The 20177-nt window shown below is 56.2% G+C and carries 20 protein-coding genes; 17 read left to right on the top strand and 3 right to left on the bottom strand.

Annotation, left to right across the window (positions count from 1 at the left end; genetic code table 11):
• Positions 1-189: 189 nt before the first annotated feature.
• The 4 genes from DFP98_RS25025 (at position 190) to DFP98_RS25010 (ending at position 3744) form a co-directional block, all read left to right on the top strand.
• Positions 190-1335: a helix-turn-helix domain-containing protein gene (locus DFP98_RS25025; RefSeq protein WP_116063360.1), complete on the top strand. Its 1146-nt coding sequence runs from the start codon at positions 190-192 to the stop codon at positions 1333-1335.
• Positions 1336-1420: 85 nt separating this feature from the next.
• Positions 1421-2458, top strand: a complete 1038-nt coding sequence (locus tag DFP98_RS25020) for an ABC transporter substrate-binding protein (protein ID WP_181917928.1) — start codon at positions 1421-1423, stop codon at positions 2456-2458.
• The gene (locus tag DFP98_RS25015; RefSeq protein ID WP_246016690.1) at positions 2455-3150 is read left to right on the top strand and encodes a nitroreductase family protein; all 696 of its coding nucleotides are present in this window, start codon (positions 2455-2457) and stop codon (positions 3148-3150) included. The genes DFP98_RS25020 and DFP98_RS25015 overlap by 4 nt, the downstream gene beginning before the upstream one ends.
• A gap of 126 nt (positions 3151-3276) precedes the next feature.
• Complete coding sequence (locus tag DFP98_RS25010; protein ID WP_116063358.1) at positions 3277-3744, top strand: MEKHLA domain-containing protein; 468 nt, start codon at positions 3277-3279, stop codon at positions 3742-3744.
• 748 nt (positions 3745-4492) lie between these two features.
• On the opposite strand, the gene DFP98_RS25000 is transcribed toward DFP98_RS25010, so the two are convergent.
• Positions 4493-5245 (bottom strand): C40 family peptidase, encoded by a 753-nt coding sequence (locus DFP98_RS25000; protein ID WP_246016689.1) that lies wholly within the window; start codon positions 5243-5245, stop codon positions 4493-4495.
• A 250-nt stretch (positions 5246-5495) separates the two neighbouring features.
• Between DFP98_RS25000 and DFP98_RS24995 the strand changes: the two genes are divergently transcribed.
• From DFP98_RS24995 to DFP98_RS24965, 7 genes are all read left to right on the top strand, one after another.
• Complete coding sequence (locus tag DFP98_RS24995) at positions 5496-5795, top strand: LiaF transmembrane domain-containing protein (RefSeq protein ID WP_116063355.1); 300 nt, start codon at positions 5496-5498, stop codon at positions 5793-5795.
• 54 nt (positions 5796-5849) lie between these two features.
• Complete coding sequence (locus DFP98_RS24990) at positions 5850-6515, top strand: PspA/IM30 family protein (protein ID WP_116063354.1); 666 nt, start codon at positions 5850-5852, stop codon at positions 6513-6515.
• A gap of 6 nt (positions 6516-6521) precedes the next feature.
• A complete protein-coding gene (locus DFP98_RS24985; protein WP_116063353.1) occupies positions 6522-7016 on the top strand; it encodes a PspC domain-containing protein in 495 nt (164 codons plus the stop codon).
• A gap of 4 nt (positions 7017-7020) precedes the next feature.
• The gene (locus DFP98_RS24980) at positions 7021-7704 is read left to right on the top strand and encodes a PspA/IM30 family protein (RefSeq protein WP_116063352.1); all 684 of its coding nucleotides are present in this window, start codon (positions 7021-7023) and stop codon (positions 7702-7704) included.
• A 138-nt stretch (positions 7705-7842) separates the two neighbouring features.
• Entirely contained in the window at positions 7843-8481 is a 639-nt protein-coding gene (gene liaF, locus DFP98_RS24975) for a cell wall-active antibiotics response protein LiaF (RefSeq protein ID WP_116063351.1), read from the top strand.
• 40 nt (positions 8482-8521) lie between these two features.
• Positions 8522-9565 (top strand): sensor histidine kinase, encoded by a 1044-nt coding sequence (locus DFP98_RS24970; RefSeq protein ID WP_116063350.1) that lies wholly within the window; start codon positions 8522-8524, stop codon positions 9563-9565.
• Positions 9566-9569: 4 nt separating this feature from the next.
• Entirely contained in the window at positions 9570-10226 is a 657-nt protein-coding gene (locus DFP98_RS24965; protein WP_094049388.1) for a response regulator, read from the top strand.
• A gap of 99 nt (positions 10227-10325) precedes the next feature.
• Here the strand turns inward: DFP98_RS24965 and DFP98_RS24960 are convergent, their stop codons facing one another.
• Positions 10326-10664: a hypothetical protein gene (locus DFP98_RS24960; protein WP_116063349.1), complete on the bottom strand. Its 339-nt coding sequence runs from the start codon at positions 10662-10664 to the stop codon at positions 10326-10328.
• Positions 10665-10852: 188 nt separating this feature from the next.
• On the opposite strand from DFP98_RS24960, the gene zwf reads away from it, so the two are divergent.
• Both zwf and DFP98_RS24950 read left to right on the top strand, forming a co-directional pair.
• Positions 10853-12406 (top strand): glucose-6-phosphate dehydrogenase, encoded by a 1554-nt coding sequence (gene zwf, locus DFP98_RS24955; RefSeq protein ID WP_116063348.1) that lies wholly within the window; start codon positions 10853-10855, stop codon positions 12404-12406.
• A gap of 25 nt (positions 12407-12431) precedes the next feature.
• A complete protein-coding gene (locus DFP98_RS24950; RefSeq protein WP_116063347.1) occupies positions 12432-13055 on the top strand; it encodes a cyclase family protein in 624 nt (207 codons plus the stop codon).
• Positions 13056-13520: 465 nt separating this feature from the next.
• Here the strand turns inward: DFP98_RS24950 and DFP98_RS24945 are convergent, their stop codons facing one another.
• Positions 13521-13994, bottom strand: coding sequence for a GNAT family N-acetyltransferase (locus DFP98_RS24945; RefSeq protein WP_116063346.1), 474 nt, complete (start codon positions 13992-13994; stop codon positions 13521-13523).
• Between the two features lie 190 nt (positions 13995-14184).
• On the opposite strand from DFP98_RS24945, the gene DFP98_RS24940 reads away from it, so the two are divergent.
• From DFP98_RS24940 to DFP98_RS24925, 4 genes are all read left to right on the top strand, one after another.
• Entirely contained in the window at positions 14185-17847 is a 3663-nt protein-coding gene (locus DFP98_RS24940; RefSeq protein WP_116063345.1) for an ABC transporter ATP-binding protein, read from the top strand.
• 321 nt (positions 17848-18168) lie between these two features.
• On the top strand, positions 18169-18792 hold the full coding sequence (locus DFP98_RS24935) for a YhbD family protein (protein WP_116063344.1): 624 nt from the start codon (positions 18169-18171) through the stop codon (positions 18790-18792).
• Positions 18793-18803: 11 nt separating this feature from the next.
• Entirely contained in the window at positions 18804-19496 is a 693-nt protein-coding gene (locus DFP98_RS24930; protein WP_116063343.1) for a hypothetical protein, read from the top strand.
• Positions 19489-20160 carry a hypothetical protein gene (locus tag DFP98_RS24925; protein ID WP_116063342.1) on the top strand — a complete coding sequence of 224 codons (672 nt, stop codon included), beginning with the start codon at positions 19489-19491 and terminating at the stop codon, positions 20158-20160. Before DFP98_RS24930 ends, DFP98_RS24925 begins: the two co-directional genes overlap by 8 nt.
• Positions 20161-20177 lie beyond the last annotated feature (17 nt).

The following is a 20177-nucleotide window of genomic DNA, read 5'->3' as shown; positions in this document are numbered from 1 at the left end:
CGGGGAGCATGGAGCGAAAACGCCCGATTTGAGGTTCGACTGGGCCAAATGAAGCTCTGAGCAAGAGGCAGGACGGAACATCGGAGCGTTCGCCGGTTGAAAATAAAGAGTCGTTCCCCTACAATAGTATTGAGAACTATTCTCAATAACTAGAGGGAAAAGCACGACCCTCGGGGAGGGCTCGGCGGAGTGGGGAAGGAAACGCCGCGGGACAAAATCGAAGCCGTTATTCTCTATATGAAGCGTCACCTGCGGGAGAAGCTGCCCAGAGATCAGTTGGCTGAGCTGGCTGGGCTGACTCCGGAGCATTTTTCCCGCGTTTTCAAGAAGCACACCGGACAATCTCCCGTTGATTACTTAATCCGAATCCGCGTGGAGCGTGCCGAGGAGCTGCTTCGGAGCACGTCGCTGGCGATCAAGGAAATCGCCAGGCAGGTGGGGATTGAAGATCCCTATTATTTCAGCCGCGTGTTCAAGAAAGTGACCGGGGCGGCGCCGTCGGACAGTCCGCGCAGGAGCGTTCCGCGCGTAGTCGCGCTGGATTATTACGGCCATTTGCGTGCGTTGGGCGTAGAGCCGGTTGCGATCGACGCGCATGCGGTCGGCATGCAGGGAGAGCTGGCCGATTGGAGCGCCTATACGCAGGATATCGGTCCATCGGTGGAAAAGGGGCCCAATCCGGAACGGCTCAGGTCCCATCGACCCGAGCTGATCGTCTCTCATAGCCAGCAACATGCGTCGGCTTTGGCGGAATATGGGCGCGTCTATGTCGTGAAGGAAAACGAAGACCCGATATACGGGCAATTGACATCGCTTGGCGGCGTATTGGGCAGGGAGACGGAAGCCCGGCGATGGCTGGAAGCTTACGAGCGGAAGCTCGAAGGGCTGCGCGCGGCTGCCAGGGCTTATTTCCGCGAGGAGACGGTCGCGCTGCTGAGAGTTCGGGCGGAGGTGCTCCAAGTGTATGGAAACATGATTATGGGCTATCCGCTGTACAAGGCGCTGCGGCTGGCTCCGCCGCGCAAGCTGAGCAAGCAGTTCGTCATCAACGCCAACTATCATTCCTCCGTGATCGAGCCGGAGGAGCTGTCCCATTACGGCGCGGATCATCTGTTCGTCGTCGTGCAGCCGGACGAAGCGACCCGTTCGCTATGGGAGCGGATTCGAAGCACCCGCATATGGGCCGATTATCCAGCCGTGCGGCGGGGCAACGTCTACGAGCTCGACGTCCGGCGCTGGCTGGCGTACGATCCGGTATCCATTCTGAGCCAAGCGGAGGAAGTGGCGGAATTGGCGCGCGCCCGGATGAACGCAACGCATAAAAATCCATCTTGAACGTCATATGGCTGCATGGCGAAGGATGGGGAAAGCGGCTATACTTCTTAATGATAATAAGAATCACTATCATTTGGAGGTCAACATGCCCAGTCAACCCAATTTTGTTCGCATTCGCTCTTTAGGAGCGTTCGTGCTTGTCGCGCTGCTGCTCGTCACGTCGGTTATCGGATGCAGCCAGACGCCGTCGGCGTCGTCTTCGGAGACGGCAAGTCCGTCCTCGTCTCCGTCCTCATCTTCGTCCGCCGCCGAATCCGCTCTTTCGGCGCCGGAAACCCGAGTATTCACGGACGGCCTGGGCCGCGAGGTGGAAATTCCGGTTCATCCCCAGCGGGTCGTCGTATCGGAGTTTTCCTCTCAGGCGCTCACCGTCGGCGTGAAGCCGATCGGTCTCGGTCCCAACGACCTGAAAAACGCCTTTACCCAAGCTCAATTGACGGATATCGACGATGTGGGAGATCCGCCGAATGCGGAGAAAATATTGGATCTTAAGCCCGATTTGATCATTTTCTCGCAGTATATGCCCGAGATTTACCCGGACGCGATGGCCCAAATCGAGAAGATCGCTCCCGTCGTCTACATTGCGTTCGAAGACCCGATCTACGACGTGCTGACAACCGTTGCCGACGCACTGGGGAAAACGGATGAGGCCGCGGAATGGATCAAAGGCTACGAGGCGGAGCGCGATCAGGTCAGAGAAGAGGTCCAGGAGGCGCTCGGCGAACAGACCGTGTCGATCTTCCGTATTCAGAAGGGCCGCCTGCGCATTTATCTCAGCACCAATTTCGGGGGTTACGCGCTGCGCTCCGCTCTGGGGGCGAAGGCGCCTGAAGCCGTGCAGGAGGAGATCGCCAAGGCGAAGTGGGCCAATGCGGTGGAAATCTCGCTGGAGAAGCTGCCGGAATATGCCGGGGACAAGATGCTTGTGATCGTGGCGGGCGAAGGCGACGATCAGGACGAATATCAAGCGATCAAGGATACCGCGCTGTGGAAGTCGCTTCCGGCGGTCAAAAACGGCGACGTTTATTTCCTGGATACGCTCAAGTATTACAACTCCGATAATGTAACGGTTCGGGAAACGATGAAGGAAATGGCCGCGTTGCTGACGGGCAAGGCGCCGTGACCGATAAGGGACCAACTGAAGTCGAACGCGATAGCTCGGGCGGCGTAGACCCGGCAGAGGGAAGAGACGCTGCCGTAACCAAGACGGAATCTGTAGAAGTCGAGCATGAAGCCGCGGGTGTCGTAGGTCCGGTGGGAGTTGGCACGTTGGAAGCGGTCGTACGCGGACGGCGGACCGTTCGCAAGTTCAACGGCAAGCCACTGGACAAGCGAACGGTGCTCGAGCTGTTGGAGGCGGCCTCGTGGGCTCCGTTTCATTCCCGAGAGGAGCCTTGGCGCTTCATTCTGTTCTGCGGGGACGGTCGGAAAAAGTTCGCCGAGGCGATGGTGGCCACGCTGAACAAGGAAACGAAGGCGGAGTGGGGAGAATGGTTCGAGGACCAGTTCTGCCGGTTGATTCCCGCGCATCTGCTCGTCGTCATTCCCGCGGATCCCCGGCAGAAAGTCTGGGAGGACGCCTTCGCCGCCGCCTCCGCGCTGATTCAAAATTTTCAACTGCTCGCCTGGGAGCGGAGGATCGGTGTCGTCTGGAAAACGAACGAATACAACTGGGATCCCCGGTTTCATCGCGCCGTAGGCGTGAAGCCGGAGGAAAGAATCGTCGGCACGCTGCATATCGGCTATTTCGACCGCGTTCCCCGTGCGGGCAAACGCATGCCGATCGATCAACTGCTAACTTGCTTCGAAGAGTAGACGAATATTCACATCCGGCGACGTCAGGGAATACTCCCTGCGTCGTCTTTATTTTATGCGGTTTGAATCGATCGAGGCTATAATAGAGATTAACGCAGAAGAAAGAACGGAGTTGACCGAAACGCCATGATCGAACCGAAGAACGAAGTGCCCGCATCCGAAAACCATTCCCGACTGCTGCTGGACAGCTACCGCCGAGCTACGGGGCGGGACTTGCTTGAACCTGCGCCCGTCCAAGGCAAAGCGGCCGCGACGCTGTTCCGCGCGCCGTTCGTGCTGCTCTCTCACGGGACGGAAGCCGATCCGGTGCTGAACTACGGCAACGCTGCAGCCCTTAAGCTGTGGGAGATGACATGGGATCAGTTTACCGGGACTCCCTCGCGTCTGACCGCGGAGCCGATGGAGAGGTCCCAGCGCGAGAAGCTGTTGATAGACGCCAAGGAGAAAGGCTATTCCGACGGCTACTACGGCATTCGGATTTCCAGCGTCGGCAGGAGGTTTGAAATCCGCAACGTACTGCTATGGAACGTTGTCGACGAGCAGGGAATCTACAGGGGGCAGGCCGCCGTTTTCTCGGAGTGGACTTATGTCTGATCGGCGCGGAATACAAAGCGGTCTAAATATGTAAGAGTGTACATCTCGCGTACCTATTCGCCCAGCATCGGCTTAGGCGGAAGGAATAAGGCCGTCTCGCGTACCTATTCGCCCAGCATCGGCTCAAGCGGAAAGAATAAGGCCGTCCCGCGCACCTATTCGCCCAGCATCGGCTCAGGCGGAAAGAATAAGGCCGTCTCGCGTACTTATTCGCCCAGCATCGGCTCAGGCGGAAGGAATAAGGCCGTCTCGCGTACTTATTCGCCCAGCATCGGCTCAGGCGGAAGGAATAAGGCCGTCTCGCGTACTTATTCGCCCGGGATCGGCTTAGGCGGAAGGAATAAGGCCGTCTCGCGCACCTATTCGCCCGGGATCGGCTTAGGCGGAAGGAATAAGGCCGTCTCGCGCACCTATTCGCCCGGGATCGGCTCAGGCGGAAGGAAAAAGGCCGTCCCGCGCCGTCCCGCGCACCTATTCGCCCCACATTAACACTGTTGGAGCGTTTAGACTGCCGCGTTCATCAATTTGAGCAGCGTCATATGATTTTCCGTGTAATGTACTCTCGCGCGCGGAAGTCTCTTCATAAGAGGAGCACGCCTCTGGTGCCCCCGCAAAGTAAACGGACTAAGCTAATGAAGCTTAGTCCGTTTACTGTCTTACATTGAAAAGAGATGAATACCCATGCACCTTGCCCATCGGTGATCTTTCAGAGCAACTTGAAGCTCCTATGGCTTAGCCTCTTACCTTCTTACTTCTCCGTCAGAACGCTGCCGCCGAACAGGAAGCGATACTCCCACTGAGAGCCCGCGAACGATTGGACGTGGACGCCTCCGCTGGCATTGGAGTAGGTGTGAAGTATTTTGCCGTTGCCGAGGTAAAGCGCCACATGTGTGATCCGCTCCGTCTCTTTGTCGACGCTTCTATAATCGGAAGCCGTCGAGCCCTCGTATGTCATGAAGAACATCAGATCCCCGCGTTTCAGGCTGCGCCAGTCCGTTTTAGCGGTGCCTAGCTTTTTCACGAACGCGCCTTGCTGACGGGAGTCGAGAGGAAGCAGCAAATCCGTATGCTGCTTATAAATCCAACGCACGAAGTCGGAGCAATCGAACGTATCGGTCGTGCTCCGATTGGAGCCGAACAAATACGGCGTTCCGATATACTTCATTCCTTCCGCGATTACCTTTTCGATTAGCGCCGCGCTTGTATCCTCTGCACTGCCCGCATTTTCGCCAGCTTCATTATTACGGCCTCCGTTATCGGTCTTGCCTCCGCTGTTGCCGCCGCCACTTCCTGTATTTCCGCCAACTGAGCTATCGCCATTTCCTGCCCGTGGATCGGTTCCGGAAGTTGTATCTTCATTAGATAGGAGCGTTTTCTTGGTCGGAGCCGCCGGTCGGCTCGAAGCCGAGCCGGAAGCTGCAGCCGAGGACTTTCCCGGAGCGACGCCGACGATGCCGGCAAGCAATGCCGCCGCGCACAAGGTCGCCACCTGCTTCTTCATGCTGTTATCCCCTCCGTCATATGACTTCATAAACAACCTTTTTAAACGCTAACATAGGAAGATAGGGGCGGGAAACCCACAATTGTTGCCATCGACGCGCCGCAAGTCCGATATGACAAGGTCGCTGGACCGTAAGGACCCTCGACTGCAGTCTAGGATCAAAAACATACGCGGGTCCGTTATGCATAAACGCGGAGAGGTTTACAATAAGGACATGAGATAAACGAGTTGCAGAAAAGAGGTGAAGCAAATGAGAAGAGGAAATGGGTTAGCGCTTCTGTTGATCGTATTCGGAGGATTGATTATTCTCGGTAAATTGGGCTTCGGATTGGGATGGTTGTTCGGACTGCTGGTACCGATTCTGCTGATTCTGCTCGGCGTCGCGGTGTGGAACAACGGCAACAAGATGCTGGGAGGCATTATCGCCATCGTCGGAGGATTCGTGCTGTTGGGTAAAATGAGCTTCGTGCTCGTATGGATCGCAGCCATCGCAGCGATCGTCCTCGGAGTATCGATGCTGGGACGCAGCAACCGGGCGACAAGATTTTAATCTTCATAATAGACGCAGCAACTGCCGCGATCACGAACGAGGAGGGAAAAGGGAATGACCGTCATAAAAAGAGTGCGCGACATTACGGTGGCCACGTTAAACGATCGACTGGAAAAAGCGGAAGATCCGGTACGCGTCATCGATCAATTCCTATGGTCGACGCACCAAGAGATTACCCAAAGCGAAGGGCTGCAGCGTCAATACGCAGCACATACGGACAGCTTGTACCGGCAGTGGAAAGACGCCGAGAAGTGGGCCGACAAGCGCGAGCAGCAAGCTCTTACCGCTCTGAAGGCAGGCGAGGAGAACGTCGCGAAGCTGGCGCTTCAGGATAAAGTCATTCACGAGGAGAGCGCTCAGCGCTACCGCGATCTGTACCAGCAAAGCCGAAGCGAGCTGAACGATCTGGAGCTGCTGCTTCAGGAGCTGCGCAGCGAATACCGCGCAGTGTACGATCGTCGCCAGTTTTACGTAGCCAGAATGGAATCGATTCGACTTCAGCAAAGACTTAACGCCAGATTTTCCCCCGGCGGCGCGGATACGTCCCAGATGTTCCGCAAAATCGACGACCGCCTGACTGATATCGAGCTTGAAACCCGCAGCCTGCGCGACCTGCGCCGAATGGGACAGGAAACGCTGCTGCATGCGGGAGAGGTCGTGAAAAACACGATCGAGAGAGAGCTGGAGGAACTGAAACGCAAACTGCAACAAGGAGGTTAATCGGAGATGCGCAAACTTTATCGTTCCACACGGGATCGCAAGCTATTCGGAGTGTGCGGAGGATTGGCGGACTTCCTGGGCGTCGACGCGACGCTGCTGCGGATTCTGTTGATCGTGGTAGCCGTCTTCTCTGCGGGTTCCGTTGTCCTCGTCTACATTATCGCAGGATTCGTCATCCCGAGGGAGCCTTATCACGGCGGCTTCGGACCGGGGCCTTACGATCCGGGATACCGGGGGCACGATCCGTATTACGGCTACAATCCAGGGCAAGCGCCGAATCCGGGCCCAGGCTGGAATCCGAATTCTTCCGGCTTCGCAGGCCATTCCCATTCCGCTTCCGCCCGTCCGGGACCGGCCGCATCGGCTTCGCCGACGTCCGGAGGCCCGTCGCAAGGGATTGACGCCATGATGGAAGACATCGAAAAGAAGACTATGCAAAGAGAGATCGACGAACTGAAAGCCAGATTATCAAAATTTGAAAAGCAATCGAAAGGGGAATAACACAATGGGAGTATTTCAAAGAATCAAGGATCTGACGAAGGCATCTGTACATGATTGGCTCGACAAGCTTGAGGATCCGATCGTTATGTTGAATCAATATTTGCGCGATATGGAAATTGAAATTCATGACGCCGAAGTGACGGTAGCCAAGCAGATGGCGTCCGAGCGCCGCATGAAGCAGCGTCTGGACGAACTGGTACGGATCGGCGTCGACCGCGAAGGTCAAGCGGAGCATGCTCTGCGCTCCGGCAACGAGATGCTGGCCCGCAAGCTGCTCGAAGAGAAGGTTCAATACAGCCAACAGGCGGCAAGCCTGGCAGAGCTTCACGCTCAAGCCAGCGCTCAAGTGTCCGAGCTGACGACGCAGCTGCACGAAATGAAGGAAGAGTACTACAAGCTGCGCAATAAGCGCAACGAGCTTGTCGCTCGTTCCCAGATGGCGAAGGCCCGTAAGTCAATGGCTCAAGTTAGCTCTCTTCATACGATCGAGAGCGGAGCGGCTTCCCGCGGCTTCCACCGGATGGAAGAGAAAATCATGCAGATGGAAGCGGAAGCCGAAGTGGCCAGATTGCCCGGATCGCCTTTCGGCACGACGCCAAGCCGTATCGATCCCGAGAAGGAATTCCGCATAGAGCAGGAACTGGAAGCGCTGAGAAGCCGCGTTCAACCTAATTTGAACAAAGAGTAAGCGATAGCCATTCTCCCTCGACGCAAGATATGCTATGATGTCGGATAGTGATGTCGCGCGATAGGGCAAGCCATAACGGACATAGCGCCGTTATGGCTTTGCCTGCGACAAGGAGACGAACAGGAGGTGTGACCCGACATGAGAAGATCCAGCAACGCGATCGTGTTCATAGCCGCCGGACTTTATCTCGCGCTTGGCGCCGTGGCGGGTTACGCGACGGTTAATGCGGTTCTGCTATTGCTGCTAGGAGTTCATCGATACCGCTCCGACCGCTCCAGACTGTCGGTTGTCGTCATTGCGATCAGCACGCTCGTGCTTATCGTGAATCAGTTCGCGCTTTTCGTCGTCGTGGTGCTCGTCTCGCTAGGCATTTATTATTTTCGCGCTCGTCCGCCGGAGTTCGGAACGCATGTCAGCAACCATCGTTTGTTCATGAACATGAGGATGGAAGAGCAATCCTGGGTGCTGCGCTCGATGAGCTATTGGCATGCGTTCGGAGAAATTCATATGGACATGTCGCTGGCCGTGCCGGAGGAGAAGGAGACGACGATCGTTCTGCAGGGTGTCGTCGGCAACGTCGACTTGATCGTTCCGGAGGATTACGGTATGCAGGTGGAGGCGTCCGTGTTGATCGGGCAGGCGTCGTTTCGGCAAATTCAAGAGGGCGGCATGATCCAGCGTCTATCGTGGAAATCGCCGAACTACGAGCAATCCGAGCAGAAGCTGAAACTTCAACTGTTCTACCTCGTAGGAGATATCAAAATACGCACCGTGTAGCGGGCGTTCGGAAGTTCTAATCGTTATGAGGGGGAGCCGCATGGAGTCTCGTAAAGTCACCAATATGGTTTGGCGTCACATGGGCGAGGCCGTGCTCTACTCCTTGGGCGTGGGCGCTCTTGTCGTTTATTTACTAATCCGCTACGGCGTAGACGGTTCGTTCCAATCGTTGAACAAGGCGATTTCGTTCTCGCTAACCGCGATTGGAGTGCTGACCGTCGCCGGAGCGGCTTTTGGTTTCTGGAGAAGCTATCCGATACGGAGCCGTCTGGAGATGCTCAGGGAATCGATGGTGACTCTGGAGAAAGGAACCCCGTCTCTGCCTTTGCCGGATCTGGGCAAGGACGAGATCGGCCGGCTCGGGGATCAGCTCGGCAAGCTGGGCCGTAAGTGGGAGGATCAGGTCACGTCGCTGCAGCGCTTGTCCACGAACAATGCGGAGCTTGCCGCGCAGGCCCGGATGAGCGCGGTCGTCGAAGAGCGGCAGCGCTTGGCTCGGGAGCTGCACGACGCGGTCAGCCAGCAGCTGTTTGCAATTTCGATGACGGCGACCGCTGTCGGAAGAACGATGGATCACGATTTCGAGCGGGCTCGCCGACAGGTGGAGCTAATCGAAGAGATGGCTTCCGCGGCGCAATCCGAGATGAGGGCGCTGCTGCTGCATTTGCGGCCGGTGCATCTGGAAGGCAAGCGTCTGGCGCAGGCGATTCCGGAGCTGGTCGAGGAGATGAAGGCGAAGGTGACGGTCGACATCGCCATCGATATCGAGCAGGATTTGCCGCTGAACAAAGGCGTGGAAAATCACTTATTCCGCATCGTGCAGGAAGCGTTGTCCAATACGCTCCGGCATGCGAAGGCGACGAAGATGGATATCGTGCTTCAGCGCCGCGGCGAAGCGGTGCGGCTGGGCATTCGGGACAATGGAGTCGGCTTCGACCCGCAAGTGAAGAAGCATGCCTCCTACGGCATGACCAGTATGGAGGAACGCGTGAACGAGCTTGGCGGAGCGCTGAATATTGCGAGCGCGCCGGGCAAAGGAACGAGAATCGAAATCAGAGTGCCGTTGATGGCGGAAGGCGGTTGAGCGGATGGCGGCGGAACAGTCGTTGGTGCGAGTATTATTGGTGGACGACCATGAAATGGTCAGAATCGGCCTCGCAGCCGTACTCGGTACGGAAGAAGGCATCGAGGTTGTCGGGGAAGCCGGCAACGGGATGGACGGGCTTCGCCTCGCGCGGGAATACTCTCCCGACGTCGTGCTGATGGATCTCGTCATGGAAGGCATGGACGGCATCGAGACGACGCGGCGCATTATGGAAGAAATGCCGGAATGTCGGGTCATCGTGCTGACCAGCTTCCTCGACGACGAGAAGATGTATCCCGTTATCGAGGCGGGGGCGTTCAGCTATCTGCTGAAAACCTCGCGCGCCTCCGAGATCGCGGATGCGATTCGCGCGGCGGCGCGCGGTCAGTCCGTGCTCGAGTCCCAGGTCGCCTCCAAAATGATGAACCGCTTCCGCCGCCCGCAGCAGACGGCGGCGCAGCCTCATGAGGATTTGACCGAGCGGGAGATGGAAGTGCTGAAGCTAATCGCGCTCGGCAAGTCGAATCAGGAGATCGCGGACGATCTGTTTATCGGAATTAAAACCGTTAAATATCATTTGACGAACCTGTTCGGCAAGCTTGGCGTCGAGGATCGTACTCAAGCGGCCATCTACGCGCATCGGAACGGGCTGGCGGATTAAGGCGTGTCTGCAAACCCGCTCAGGGGCGTCTATCATCCCCTGCTGCGTCACTTTTGCTTGACGTACCCCTGGTACGCCTTCACAAAAGTTCCTTGCATCCTAGATCGGCCAGACCGCTTTCACGTGCTCCAAGGAAATGACCGACTTGGACGAGTTGATCTGGAGCGGCGGCTCCAGCCCCATTTTCCCCCAATAGAGCGGTTCCGACACATACGGCGTTTCTTGCTCAGAAGCGCTGATTTCGGCCTGAATCTTCGATTTGCGTCCCCGTTTGACGGGGCGAGCAGATCTCTCCCCGTTCAGCACAAGCGTAGAAGACCCGCACGAGGTCAATACTCCCGTATGGCGGGCGTCGTCGTAAGTTACGACGCACACCGTGCGGCCGAAGAACGGCCGAAGAGAGTATTCGTCTACGGAATAATCGTCGTCATACATCATAGGTCAACCTCCTGGGTGATCGATTTGATGCATTGTATTCCCGTCGTGACAAACGTGTACGGGCGGCTACCTATACAGCGGCGAAGACCGTTAAAAACATAGCGTTGTCCGGCTAATTATGCTACACTACAATTCATGAGAAATGGCAAAATCGGCTCATCCAATCCTGCCTAAGAAAGATGAGGATCATGACGGACAACAAAATCGATTCGGTTTCCGCTCCCGCAGCGGTCTATTTCATTTTCGGAGCAACGGGCGACCTCGCCCGTCGCAAACTGTTCCCGGCTTTATACAGCTTATACCGCGAAGGCAAGCTCGGAGAGCGATTCGCCGTCGTGGGACTTGCGCGCAGGCCGCGCACGAACGAGCAATTCCGCGACGACGTGTTCTCGTCCATCGGCGAATTTTGCCGCTACAAGCCGGGGGAGAACGAGGTGTGGAGCGCGTTTTCCGATCATTTTACATACTTGTCCCTGGATACGGGGAATGTGGACGCGTTTAAGCAATTGAAGGAGCATACGGAGCAGCTGGAAGCCGCCTACGGCATTCCCGGCAACCGTCTGTTCTACTTGGCGCTGGCTCCGGAGCTGTTCGGCAGCGTGTCGCGCAATTTGCGCGACGGCGGAATGCTGGAGAGCTCGGGCTGGCACAGGCTTGTCATTGAGAAGCCTTTCGGCTACGACTATCCGTCCGCGGAAAAATTGAACGAAGAAATTCGTCATGTGTTCCGGGAGGATGAAGTGTTCCGGATCGACCATTACCTGGGCAAGGAAATGGTGCAGAACATCGAGGTCATCCGGTTTGCGAATGCGTTCTTCGAGCCGCTCTGGAATAAAAACCATATCGCCAACGTGCAGATCACGCTGTCGGAGACGGTCGGCGTCGAGGATCGCGGGGCGTATTACAACAAATCCGGCGCGCTGCGGGATATGGTGCAGAACCATATGCTGCAAATGCTGACGATGATCGCGATGGAGCCTCCCGGCCGTCTCGACCCGGAGAGCATTCGCGACGAGAAGGTCAAGGTGCTGCGTTCGGTCAGACGCTATGCCTCGGAAGAGGAAGTTCGCGACCATATCGTGCGCGGGCAATATTCGAGCGGTTCGCTCAAAGGCAAGGCGCTGAAGGGCTATCGCGAGGAGGACAACGTCGATCCGGAGTCCGTCACCGAGACGTTCTTCGCGGCGAAGCTGTTCGTCGAGAATTTCCGCTGGGCCGGCGTGCCTTTCTACGTGCGCACAGGCAAGCGGCTTCCGGTCAAATCGACGGAGATCGTCGTTGAATTCAAGAACGTGCCGGGCAACGTCTTGTTCGCCCGTAAGCAGGATTTGCAGCCGAACCTGCTCGTCATTCGCGTTAATCCGATGGAGGGTATCTACTTCCGGATCAACGCCAAGGCGCCGGGCAACGACATGAAAATTCAGCCGGTCGCGATGGAGTTCTGTCAGAGCTGCCAGGTCGGCATCAATACGCCGGAAGCGTACGAGCGTCTTCTATTCGACGCGGCTCGCGGCGAAGGCACGTATTTCACCCGTTGGGATGAGCTTGCGGCAGCCTGGAAGATCGTTGATCCGATTGCTGCAGCATGGAGAGATTACGCGATCGCTCCCGACGAATATCCGGCCGGTTCTTGGGGACCGGAGAAGGCCGAGCGGATTCTGAGCGACGACGGCTATCACTGGTGGCCGGTGAACGGACAGGACGAAGATCATGTCGTTTGGGTGTCCAACACGGACAAATAAACGGTTGGAGGTAGAGCTAGAGCTTATGCCTAAAATATACGATATCAGCATGACGATCGAAGAGGGCATGCAGGTATGGAAAAATTACGAGGCCAAGAAGCCCCGCATCGAGAACGTGCAAAATCACGATCAAGGGAAGCCGCATGAAAGCTTGCTGACGATGAATGTGCATACGGGAACGCATGTCGATGCGCCGCTGCATATGCTGGCTGGCGGCGAGACCATTGAGACGATCTCGCTTGAGCGTCTCGTCGGCCCTGCCCGTGTGCTCGACTTGACTCATGCGAAGGAATGCATCACGAAGGAAGACCTTGAGCTGTTCGCGATTCAGAAGGGCGAGCGCATCCTGCTGAAGACGTCGAGCTCCTACAGCGAGGAATTTCTGCTGGACTTCGTGTTCCTGCGGGAGGACGGAGCGCGCTATTTGGCGGATATCGGCGTCGGCCTCGTCGCCACGGACGCGCTCGGCATCGAGCGCGCGCAGGCCGAGTATCCGACGCACCGTACGCTAATGCGCGGCGACGTAATCATAGTCGAAGGCTTGCGGCTGAAGGATGTTCCTGCAGGCAACTATACGTTGGTCATCGCGCCGCTCAAGATGACCGGCATCGATGCGGCTCCGGCTCGCGCTTTGTTGCTTGGCGATTAAGAGGATAAAAGCTGTCCGTTATCGGGCGGCTTTTTTTATAGTTATTTTGGCAACTGCATGAATTGGCACATTGTTCGTAGGAGTAACTCTATTTTGATTTGATGGAGGCGGGAGGGGGCACATTGGACAATTTTTCGATTTTTCATGCGAAGGAGGTTCGAACAGCGCCGAATTTTGAATTTTGTACGATTCGTCATACAAATCGGACTGGGTGACCGACAAAGGTAGAGCTTTTATACGATCCGTCGTACAAATCAGACGGGGTGACCGACAAAGGTGGAATTTTTATACGATCTATCGTACAAAGTGCCGTAAACGGCGACTCGAAATAGGGTTTTATACGGAAGATCGTACAAAGAAGAGGCTTGGCCCCCAACCGCTAAAGTCAGTGCCGACAAACCATAACTTTCGCCAAATCGTAAGGACAGAACCGTTCCGCGCGCTAAATTTCGCCCAGAGAGGCGTTTAACGCAACGGTTTGATCATTTTGAAGTTAACTAATTGAATCCCCTTTCGTTCTACGCACTGTGACTTCACTACTTGATATCCGCGATGTTCAAAAAAGGGTTTCGCTGTAATACTAGCGTCCGTATCCAGTTCAGTAAGACCCAATCTGCTTGCCTCAGATTCGAGTGTGTTTACTAATGCCGAAGCAATCCCTTGTCCTTGAAAATCTTTGTGGACGTACAATCTATCCAGGTGCCCTTTCCGGGTCATGTCGGAAAAGCCGACGATTATGCCTTCGATTAGGGCAACAAAGGTGATATTGTTGCTCATAGAAACTCTCCAGGATGCTAATCTAAGCTCCTCATCCTCTTTGGATGCCCACGCATCCAACTGCTCTTGCGTATAATCTTTCTTGTTTACAGAATGAACGGTTCCATAGAACAGCTGGACAATCTGACTGATATCCGAAGCTTGAAACTTTCTGATTTCCATCCTGAATCCTCCGTTTCACCGTTAATTATAGAACGATTGTTCGTGTTTATCAAATGCCAACCGCTTGATTGGTGCAGTTTTCGCAAAAAGTAAGCAAATCTATCCTTTTTTAATTGATAATGATTATCATTATTCATATACTAGGACATAGGAGAGTGCTTTCAAATCGTTTATTCGCGGAGGAATCCCTATGTCTCAGAAGAAGACTAAAAGCAAACGCCCGTCACCTGTAGCCAAATTAAAGCCTTACCTGTTAAAGCGGAAAGGTTCGGTGTTCGGGGCGATGCTGCTGTCCGTACTGGCGTCGGCGCTTGGACTTGTGCCGTACGTGGTCGTCTATTTTTTGTGCACTCATATTTTGGAGCGGACGGGAGACGCCGACGTTTATTTGCAGCTTGCGGCCGTCGCGCTGGCGGCGGTCATCGCGAAGGGCGTCTGTCTGATGCTCTCGGCGAATCTGGCGCATAAGGCCGCCTACGATATGATCTACGAGGTGCGGCTCGATATGGCGGATAAGCTGACCAAGCTTCCGCTCGGCTATTTCGACCGTAACGATATCGGCAGCATCAAGCACACGATGAACGAGGATGCCGAGCAATTGGAGGAGGGCGTCGCGCATCTGCTTCCGGATCTGTCGTCGGCGACTGCGATACCGGTGCTGACGTTTATTTTGATGCTGTCGCTCGATTGGCGTTTGGCGCTTGCATCCTTTGCGTTCATTCCGATCCTGAGCGCCGCGTTCTCCTATGCCAACAGCAAGATCAAGCCGCTTGCGCCGCTGTTTGCAGAGTTCAACACGCTGATCAGCTCGGCCTTGCTGCGGTATGTGTACGGAATGAAGGTCATTCGGGCGTTCTCCCGATCCGAGTCGGCCTATGCCGATTACAGCCGGATTATCCGGCAATCGGGCGAGCTGGGCGAGCGCACCGAGTCGCAGAGCGTGGTCGGCAAATCGCTGGCGGCCGGCCTGTCGCAGATGCCGCTGCTCGTTGTGGTACCTGTCGGCATCGCGCTGTTCGCCGCCGGTCAGATTACGCTTCCGCTGTTTATTTTGTTCATTTTGCTGACGATCGGCATCGGCAATACACTGCTCAAGACGTTCCGGACGAGCGGGCAAATTTCGTTCCGGCTGGCGGGAGTGACCCGCAAAATTTCAGCTCTGCTGGAACAGCCGGAGCTGCCGCAGCCGGAGCATGCGAAGCAGCCAAACGGTACGGAGATTGTGTTCGACGGGGTATCCTTTACTTACGACGAGAAGCGGGAAGCTTTGACGGATGTCTCGTTTACGGTGCGGGAAGGCACATTCACCGCTTTGGTCGGTCCTTCCGGCGCCGGCAAAACGACGATTGCGCGCCTGCTGCCCCGCTTCTGGGACGTATCGGGCGGTTCCATCTCCATCGGCGGCGTCGATGTGCGCGAGATGGACAACGAATCGCTGATGCAGATGATTTCTTACGTGTTTCAGGATGTGTATTTGTTTCAAGGTACGATTATGGACAACATTCGCATGGGAAGGCCGGGCGCAAGCGACGAGGAAGTGATCGAAGCGGCGCGTCGGGCGAACTGCCACGACTTTATCGAAAGTCTCCCCGAAGGCTATCACACACAGGTCGGAGAAGGCGGCGGCAAGCTGAGCGGCGGGCAGCGACAGCGTATCAGCATCGTGCGCGCGTTCCTGAAGCAGGCGCCGATTCTTGTGCTGGACGAAGCGACGGCGCTGATTGATCCGGAGAATGAGGCGCGTATCCAGGATGCGATCAACGAACTGGTTCACCCGGCCAACGGCAAGCCGAAAACGGTGCTGATGATCGCCCACCGCCTGCATACGATCGTACATGCGAATCAGATTGTCGTCGTGGAGGACGGGCGCGTTGCCGCCACCGGCACGCACGAGCAACTGCTGGTTTCCTATGAGGGCTATCGCAAGCAGTGGGAGGCGTACACGCAGCTTCCGGCAAACGATTCCGCCTTCGTTTCCGGCATTGCGGCATCCGCTGCGGTTCCGGACGTCATTGCGGAAGCCGGGCCGGCAGCAGCAGGGACGCCGCCTCAAACGCCAAGCGCTGCACAGCGGCAGGAAGATGATGCGGCAGCAGATCCATATCGCCACTTAGGCACGCTCCCGGCGATACAAAAATCGTTCGTCGTCGCCGAGGATGAGAAGGACCGCAACCGGATCAAAAAGGCGTACTGGGTGACGCTGTTGGCCAGTCCGTTTATTAGTCTCGCTCCGATTTTCGTCATGCTGGCGGCCGCCGGCATGTTCGCCGGACGTACCGAAGACGCTTGGCTGTACGCCGGAGCGATGGGGCTCGGATTTTTGGTTCAAGGCTTGCTGTATTACAAGGAAAACAAGCTGCTGTTCCCGTTTTATCCGAAGCTGTCCTCCAATATTCGCCTGTACCTGGGCAAGCGGCTGAAAAACCTGCCGCTCGGCTTCTTTGTCGGCCGGGAGACGGCGACTCTCGAACTGCGGATCAAGCAGGATGCGATGATGGCGGGGCTGCTGCCGGCGTTTGTCGGCATGCTCATCAAAGGAACGATTGCCCCGGCGGTGACGATGATCGCGCTGCTGTGGATCGATTGGCCGTTGGCGCTGGTCGCCGCGGCGGGCATTCCGCTCAGTCTGCTCGTCACGCTGCTGGCCGACCGCCGGTTCCAGGAGGTCATGGATCGCCTGCAGCTTGCGCGGGACCGGGCCAACAGCCGGATCGTCGATTTTATCCGCGGCATTACGGTCGTTCGCGCCTTCGGTCTGGGAAGAAGCTCGCTCATCGGCTACAAGGATACGATGGACGAATATCGCCGCAGCAGTATCGCCATCAACAACAGAATCTCTCCTTATTCCGCGCTGAACGGCATCGTTTTCGAGCTGGGCTTCGTTGCCGTAATCGCGGTCGGCGGCTGGCGTTACACCGACGGCTCGCTCGACGGACTAGGCTTCCTTTGTTTTATGATGCTGGCCGCCGTACTGTACGAGCCGCTGCCGATGGTGGATTACATGGCTTACAGACGGATGATGCACATGACGGTTCGCAATTTGAACGAAATTATTCAGGAAGAGGATCTCGTTCAACCGAAGGCGGGAGAGGAGCGGCTGCCGCATGGGCATAACATCGAGCTGCGAGGCGTGCGTTTCGGCTATGACGACAGTCCGGTGCTGAAGGGCGTGAACCTGACGATCCCGGCCAAGGGCGTGACCGCGCTCGTCGGACCGTCGGGCGGCGGCAAAACGACAACGCTGAATCTGATCGCCAGGCTCTGGGATACGAACGAAGGCAGCGTGTCGATCGGCGGAGCCGACGTGCGCGGCATGAGGCACGATACGCTAATGTCGCAAGTGTCGATCGTGTTCCAGGACGTATATTTGTTCCCGGACAGCATCGCCGCCAATATCCGTTACGGCAATCCCGAGGCGACGATGGAACAGGTGATTGCCGCGGCCAAGGCAGCCAGATGTCACGACTTCATTACCGAGCTGCCGGATGGCTATGAGACGGTCGTGAGCGAAGGGGGAGGAACGTTGTCCGGTGGACAGAGGCAGCGCATCAGCATCGCCAGGGCCATTCTGAAGGACGCTCCGATCGTGCTCCTGGATGAAGCGACGGCAAGCATCGATCCCGAGAACGAGCGTCACATTCGCGAAGCGCTTCAGGCGCTCGCCGCGAACAAAACTGTGGTGATGGTCGCTCACCGTCTGCATACGATTAGCCAGGCCGATCTGATCGCGGTAATGGAAGACGGCCGGGTGGTGCAGACCGGCAAGCACGAGGAACTGTTGAAACAGGGCGGGCTGTACCGCACGTTCTGGGAGGAACGCAGCCGCGCCGAACGTTGGCAAATCCAGCACTAAATCCGAACACAACCATGTAAGTGTGGCGTACTGTAGTTTAAGAAGAGGCTGTACCCTAAGCCACCCAAGTTGCTCTGAAAGATAATCGATGAACAAGGCGAAAGGTGTATATACCTCCCTCCGATGCTATACGCTCCTGAAATCTGAATGGGTAAACCCGTTGCAAGGTCATTTCAGGAGCGTATGAGGCAGTCTCCGGGAGGTATATACACCTTCTTTTTTTTATCGATCATCTCAGCAAACTCTGCTTAGGGTACAGTCTCTTATTTTTCGTTTTACAACGTAACAGTGTTATGTTACGATGTCTGTGGAGGGATTAACATGGAACCCAATCTCATTTCGAAGAAGGACCTGCTGGAGGAGAAAGGCATTTCCTACGGCCAGCTGTATCGCTGGAAACGAAAGCAGCTCATTCCCGAGGAATGGTTTATTCGCAAATCGACGTTTACAGGGCAGGAAACGTTTTTTCCGCGCGATCTCATTTTGGCCCGTATTGATAAAATCATGAATATGAAGGACGACTTGTCGCTGGATGAGCTGGCCGACAAGCTGTCTCCGGTGCTGCCCGACTATGAGATGCGCAAATCCGACTTAGAGAAACGAAACATTGTTTCGTCAATCGTGCTTCAGCGTTTTGCCGCCGAGGACGACGGAGCGCTCGTTTATACGTTCGACAAGCTGCTGTATTTTTACGTAGTCGACAAGCTGCTGCAGGCGGGCGAGATGAGCATGGAGGAGGGGGATCGGTTGCTGGCGACGCTGCGGGAGCATTTTCCGAAGTTCGCGGGCAAAGCCTGCGATCTGGTGTTTACGCGCAAGATGGGCGTCTCGTCGTTCGCGCTGCTATCCGCCCCGTCCGAATTGTACTTCGAAAGCGGCGTGAAGGTCGTTGCGCGGATTTCAATGACGGAATGTATTGAACAGTTAAAAGGAAAATGGGTGTAGGAGGGATTAGGATGAGCCAGCAGCAGTTCAATCAAGGAGATTTGATCATTAACGGTGTCAGCACGGCGGGCGGCGGAGAATACGGCAGAGTCAAAATCGACGGCGTAGGCACAGTCGAAGGAGATATCGTGTGCATCGATTTCGATTGCGACGGGATGACGAAAATTCGCGGCGCCTTGGCCGCTAAAACGATGGACGCGGACGGCATGTTTAGGGTTGAAGGAGATTTGTCGGCCGAGAGATCGGTCATTGACGGCTATATGAAAGTAAAAGGCTCTTTAAAGGGAGACAGCTTCTCGATAAACGGACAGCTTCGCGTCGGAGGGAATTGCGAGATCGAGAGCTTTCGCGCGGAAGGCGCGTTTGAGGTGAGCGGTCTGCTCAACGTCGGAACGATGGACGTCCTTCTCCACGGCCGGGGCAAAGCGTGGGAAATCGGCGGCGAGACGATTCGGGTCAAAAGGAAGTCGAGCGGTCCGCTGAACAAGCTGCTCTCGTGGGTCATGCCGCGATTCGCGACGGAGCTTCATGTGGAGTCGATCGAAGGCGATGAGATTGACCTGGAATATACGCATGCGGAAGTCGTGCGCGGCAATCGGGTACGGATCGGTCGAGGCTGCTCAATCGGCTTGGTCGAATATAGGACGGAACTGCAGGCGCACCCCGGAGCGAAAATCGGCAAGGAGGCGAAGATCGGTGGCTGAGCAAACGAGACGAGATATTCGGATGGTCGGGGAAACGAACTCGGCGGGCGGTTATTTCCGCAATGTGAAGCTGACAGGCGAAAGCACGTTTTCCGGCGATGTGGACTGCGTCAAGCTGACGCAGATCGGCGAGCTTGAGATCACAGGCGGCTTAACGGTCGGCGAGATGAAATTGACGGGCGAATGCGAGGTGCTTGGCCGTCTGAAGGCGGGGGCGATCGGCGGCCGGGGCGAGCTGAAGGTCAAGGCGGGCTTGCGAGCCGAAAGAGTGAAGTTCACCGGGAATGTCGCGTCGGACGGAGACTGCGAGGCGGGAATCTTCAAAATGGACGGAGCCTTTGGCATAAGGGGATTGCTCGGCGCCGATACGGTGGACGTTCGCATGTTCGGGCCTTGCACAGCCAAGGAAATCGGCGGCTCGAAAATTATGGTGCGAAGAAGCCGTACCCGAAAGCTGCTCAGCCTTGTCCATGCGGGCGGCAATAGCGTTCTGAACGCGGAGCAGATCGAAGGGGACGCAGTTGTGCTGGAATATACGGAAGCTGCCGTAGTCCGCGGCAATCGCGTCGAGATCGGCCCGGGCTGCAAAATCGGCAAGGTCGAATATCGCAGCGAGTTGGATATTCACAAGAGCGCGACAGTAGCGGAAGTCGTGCAGATCTAAACTGCGGAACGACGGAT

Origin of the sequence: Cohnella phaseoli, assembly GCF_003386235.1 — a bacterium.
Lineage (GTDB): Bacteria > Bacillota > Bacilli > Paenibacillales > Paenibacillaceae > Cohnella > Cohnella phaseoli.
Note: the sequence above shows the minus strand (reverse complement) of the source record. Positions and strands in the feature narration are given on the sequence as shown.

Bases quoted from the DNA above. Each gene is read 5' to 3' on its own strand.
- zwf (WP_116063348.1), top strand. From the start codon at position 10,853: ATGACGGACAACAAAATCGATTCGGTTTCCGCTCCCGCAGCGGTCTAT.
- DFP98_RS24970 (WP_116063350.1), top strand. From the start codon at position 8,522: ATGGAGTCTCGTAAAGTCACCAATATGGTTTGGCGTCACATGGGCGAG.
- DFP98_RS24985 (WP_116063353.1), top strand. From the start codon at position 6,522: ATGCGCAAACTTTATCGTTCCACACGGGATCGCAAGCTATTCGGAGTG.
- liaF (WP_116063351.1), top strand. From the start codon at position 7,843: ATGAGAAGATCCAGCAACGCGATCGTGTTCATAGCCGCCGGACTTTAT.
- DFP98_RS24980 (WP_116063352.1), top strand. From the start codon at position 7,021: ATGGGAGTATTTCAAAGAATCAAGGATCTGACGAAGGCATCTGTACAT.
- DFP98_RS24960 (WP_116063349.1), bottom strand. From the start codon at position 10,664: ATGATGTATGACGACGATTATTCCGTAGACGAATACTCTCTTCGGCCG.
- DFP98_RS24945 (WP_116063346.1), bottom strand. From the start codon at position 13,994: ATGGAAATCAGAAAGTTTCAAGCTTCGGATATCAGTCAGATTGTCCAG.
- DFP98_RS24935 (WP_116063344.1), top strand. From the start codon at position 18,169: ATGGAACCCAATCTCATTTCGAAGAAGGACCTGCTGGAGGAGAAAGGC.
- DFP98_RS24990 (WP_116063354.1), top strand. From the start codon at position 5,850: ATGACCGTCATAAAAAGAGTGCGCGACATTACGGTGGCCACGTTAAAC.
- DFP98_RS24965 (WP_094049388.1), top strand. From the start codon at position 9,570: ATGGCGGCGGAACAGTCGTTGGTGCGAGTATTATTGGTGGACGACCAT.
- DFP98_RS25000 (WP_246016689.1), bottom strand. From the start codon at position 5,245: ATGAAGAAGCAGGTGGCGACCTTGTGCGCGGCGGCATTGCTTGCCGGC.
- DFP98_RS25010 (WP_116063358.1), top strand. From the start codon at position 3,277: ATGATCGAACCGAAGAACGAAGTGCCCGCATCCGAAAACCATTCCCGA.
- DFP98_RS24940 (WP_116063345.1), top strand. From the start codon at position 14,185: ATGTCTCAGAAGAAGACTAAAAGCAAACGCCCGTCACCTGTAGCCAAA.
- DFP98_RS24930 (WP_116063343.1), top strand. From the start codon at position 18,804: ATGAGCCAGCAGCAGTTCAATCAAGGAGATTTGATCATTAACGGTGTC.
- DFP98_RS25020 (WP_181917928.1), top strand. From the start codon at position 1,421: ATGCCCAGTCAACCCAATTTTGTTCGCATTCGCTCTTTAGGAGCGTTC.
- DFP98_RS24950 (WP_116063347.1), top strand. From the start codon at position 12,432: ATGCCTAAAATATACGATATCAGCATGACGATCGAAGAGGGCATGCAG.
- DFP98_RS24995 (WP_116063355.1), top strand. From the start codon at position 5,496: ATGAGAAGAGGAAATGGGTTAGCGCTTCTGTTGATCGTATTCGGAGGA.